Source organism: uncultured Cyclobacterium sp. (assembly GCF_963976465.1).
Taxonomy (GTDB): Bacteria; Bacteroidota; Bacteroidia; order Cytophagales; family Cyclobacteriaceae; genus Cyclobacterium.
The window spans coordinates 1-3,554 of sequence record NZ_CAXBOC010000537.1 but is presented as its reverse complement, the minus strand read 5'-3'; the positions used below and the strand labels follow the sequence as shown (position 1 = coordinate 3,554).

The following is a 3,554-nucleotide window of genomic DNA, read 5'->3' as shown; positions in this document are numbered from 1 at the left end:
ATTGTCAAATTCATTTATTTTTTTCAAAGCCACTGTCCCTACAATTTCCTTGTCCCATTCGGCAAACAACACTTCTCCACCATGATCTCTGATGGTTTCCTGCGGTTTTTGCAGTTGAGCAATATCAAAAGCCTCCATGGCAAAATATTTCTCTATCCATTCCCGATTGATGGAAAGGAAATAAGGAGCCAATTCGGGTGTGTAAAGATGGATATTGATTTTTTCCATCTTTAAAAATAGGGATGTTGGTAAAAAGAAGAAAGTGTTTGACCGGAAAATTAAAAACCCAAATTATATTGTTGACCCGGCTGATCCATGGCTTCCATTTGTAGCAGCTTAAGCTTTCTCCACAGCCCTCCGGCATAGCCGGTCAACTCTCCCGTACTGGCAATGATCCTGTGACACGGAATAACAATCAATAGTGGGTTGGTGCCATTGGCTGCACCTACAGCACGGGCAGCGGTAGGCTTAGAAAGGGCATTGGCAATGTCCTGGTAAGAAGCCGTCTGTCCAAAAGGAATCTTATTTACTTCCATCCAAACCTTTTTTTGGAATGTGCTGCCTCCAATGGCTACCGGAATATCAAAAATCCGGAGGTCTCCATCGAAATAACGATTCAATTGACTGATGATGTCTAGGAAAAACAAGTTGTTTATTCTCTCTGTTACAGGGTCTTCTGTAAAACTACAGGACAGCAAAAAACCATCTGCAGCGACAAGTCTGATATTTCCTAAGGGCGACGTAATGACTACTGTTTCTTTCATATCCTCTACAATTTTAAAACCAACAAAAGGTTTAAACGCTACTAATTCAGTATTACTGCTGACGCTTCAATGAAATATACTATTATTCAATTCTTTTAGCCTGGAATAGGCATTTGTCAATTTGCTACTCTATGCTCCGCCTCTGACTTTTTAGTTCTCCCTCATCCGATCAGCTTCTCCTGAGCATTGCCGAGGTCTACTAAAAGGGGTAATGAAAGCCCTGTGGCATTGTTGCATTTCAAAATAAAAATAATTGCAAGCGGCCTTCTGAGTGCCCTATTCATGGGGATTTAGAAGGTTGTATGTTATTAACAGATAACAGCGTAAAATGTTGCTGTAAATTATACGGATGGTGATTGTCTACTGGACTAAAGGTAACTTTAATTTCTGCTTTTACCAATTTATTTGAGATACTTATACCATCATCATGCGGTATTTCCATACTTCCCGAACCGTCTCCGCTTTTACTTCAAAAGGGGGGTACAAAGGGTTACTTGAACAGAGTAAGAGCTGTTTTTTTTTGTTCAATTGGTTGTAAGTCAGCTTGAAAGTAACCCCATCCTGCTCGGTGACAATAACGTATTTCTCACCGTCACGTATGGCTGTCCAATCGTCTATGTATTCACAAATGATCCATGCCCCGTCAGGGATCGGTTCCATGGAATCGCCGTCTACCTGAAAAACCCTGTATTTTTTGTCCTGTGGGAGAAAGGGGAGGTGAAACCGAGGCAAATCCCCAATAAAGTCCGGGTCTGAAAATCCTGCCAGGTAACTGGCTTTTGCTTTCTGAGAAACCACTTCTATTAATTCACGCCCTTGCGCATCCACCGTGGTAGTGAGGATGCGTAAATCTCGGCCTTTGAGATAGCGACTGGTTTCCAACACCTCCCTGAGCTTGTGCGCAGGGTATTTTTTCAGGTTTTCCTTTAACATCAGATCTACCGATACCTCCAGGTATTCACAGATTTTCACCAAAGTATCCAGGGGAGGGCTGATACTTAGTTCATAGCCGGCAAGCTTGGACCTGCTGATGCCCAGTGATTCGGCCATTAGGGATTGTGTGATCCCTTTTCTTTTGCGCAGTAATTTGATATTGCTGTGGAGGTACATGGTCAAATTTTTTAATGAAATCAATGGTTTAAATATAAAACAATTGTTTAAATTATAAACAATAAAATGTCAATAAAATTAACAAAATAAAGTGTAAATCATACTAGGAGAGGAAGGTAATGGCAGAAAGACGAAACATTGTACACATGGATTTAGACAGTTTTTTTGTGTCGGTAGAGCGTTTGTATGACAGTCGGCTTATGGGCAAGCCTATTCTGATCGGAGGATCCGGAGACAGGGGAGTGGTGGCTTCTTGCAGCTATGAGGCCCGGAAGTTTGGCATTCATTCTGCCATGCCCATGCGTACGGCCAGGCAGCTCTGTCCGGAGGCTTTGCAAATTAGGGGGGATTTTGCGAAGTACAGCCAGAAATCCAGTGAGATCACTGAAATTGTTCGGGAGAGTGTACCGCTTTTTGAAAAATCTTCTATAGATGAATTTTATGTGGATTATACGGGCATGGACCGTTTTTTTGGCTGTTATAAGATGGCGCAGGAGCTGCGACAAAAAATCATCAAAGAAAGTGGTTTGCCCATTTCTTTAGGACTCTCACAAAATAAAACGGTGTCCAAAGTGGCCACGGGAGAAGCCAAGCCCAATAATGAGAAACAAGTGCCTTATGGAGAGGAGAAGCCTTTTTTGGCACCATTGTCTGTGAGAAAAATCCCCATGATAGGGAAGAAAACTTCCCATACCCTATACAATATGGGCGTAAAGAAAATCCACACCCTGCAAGCCATGCCTGCGGAGTTGTTGGAATCTGCCTTTGGCAAAAATGGGCTGATGATTTGGGAGAAGGCCAATGGTATCGATCGCTCTCCCATTACCCCTTATTCGGAAGCCAAATCCATTTCCACAGAAAACACCTTCGAGCAAGATACCATTGATGTAGGTCTGCTGGAGGCCACACTTACTGCCATGACAGAACAGCTGGCAAGTAAGCTGAGGCAGCAGCAAAAACTGACTTCTACCGTATCGGTAAAGATCCGGTATTCTGATTTCGATACCCATACGGTACAGCGCCGGGTATTTTATACTTCAGCAGACCATGTCCTCCTTCCCCTGGTAAAGGCGCTTTTTCAGCAACTGTATCAACGGCGATTATTGATTCGGCTGATAGGTGTTCGCTTTAGCGGGTTGGTGCATGGGCATTATCAGATCAACCTATTTGAAGATACCGAAGAACGTATTTCTTTGTACCAGGCCTTGGATCGACTCAATGGCAAGTATGGAGACAAAACGGTCTGCAGGGCTGTGGGCATGCATGTAGGGAGTCGGAAATTTAACCCGTTTAATGGGAAGGAAAACTGAGTCAGGGCTATCCCGAAATTCTAAAGCATAGAGAAATGTAACGTTACTTAGCTAGCTGACATCAGGATTTTGGCGTATACACTGTATTTACCACGGGTTTCACACGTGGCTACAAGATTTTGCCCTTTCCTTCGCTCTATTCATTTCCTTTAAAATCACTTCCGTTACTCTGTCCTTAGTACTGCTATTGGCTATTTCCCAATACATCCCCTCAATCATGCGAAATACATTTTCTTTGTGTTTCTCGGTAATTCTCCTAAAACCATGTTTTTACTTTTTCCAAGTCTTGGGAGTGAACCAAAAGCGGGAACAAAACCAACCCTAATAATATGCTTAGTTTTTTCATATCTATTCCTTTTTTTTCAAAAAA

3 protein-coding genes and 1 pseudogene are annotated in these 3,554 nt (G+C 42.6%); 1 reads left to right on the top strand and 3 read right to left on the bottom strand.

What is annotated here, in order from left to right; genetic code table 11:
• The 3 genes and pseudogenes from AAC037_RS21755 to AAC037_RS21745 form a co-directional block, all read right to left on the bottom strand.
• Positions 1-228 (bottom strand): annotated as a pseudogene (locus tag AAC037_RS21755) (GNAT family N-acetyltransferase); the annotation flags it as partial.
• Positions 229-278: 50 nt separating this feature from the next.
• Positions 279-764, bottom strand: a complete 486-nt coding sequence (locus AAC037_RS21750) for a methylated-DNA--[protein]-cysteine S-methyltransferase (RefSeq protein ID WP_303614664.1) — start codon at positions 762-764, stop codon at positions 279-281.
• A gap of 414 nt (positions 765-1,178) precedes the next feature.
• Positions 1,179-1,874: a helix-turn-helix domain-containing protein gene (locus AAC037_RS21745; protein WP_339905573.1), complete on the bottom strand. Its 696-nt coding sequence runs from the start codon at positions 1,872-1,874 to the stop codon at positions 1,179-1,181.
• A gap of 119 nt (positions 1,875-1,993) precedes the next feature.
• Between AAC037_RS21745 and dinB the strand changes: the two genes are divergently transcribed.
• On the top strand, positions 1,994-3,184 hold the full coding sequence (dinB, locus tag AAC037_RS21740) for a DNA polymerase IV (protein ID WP_303614663.1): 1,191 nt from the start codon (positions 1,994-1,996) through the stop codon (positions 3,182-3,184).
• The last annotated feature ends 370 nt before the right edge of the window (positions 3,185-3,554 follow it).

Bases quoted from the DNA above. Each gene is read 5' to 3' on its own strand.
- AAC037_RS21750 (WP_303614664.1), bottom strand. From the start codon at position 764: ATGAAAGAAACAGTAGTCATTACGTCGCCCTTAGGAAATATCAGACTT.
- AAC037_RS21745 (WP_339905573.1), bottom strand. From the start codon at position 1,874: ATGTACCTCCACAGCAATATCAAATTACTGCGCAAAAGAAAAGGGATC.
- dinB (WP_303614663.1), top strand. From the start codon at position 1,994: ATGGCAGAAAGACGAAACATTGTACACATGGATTTAGACAGTTTTTTT.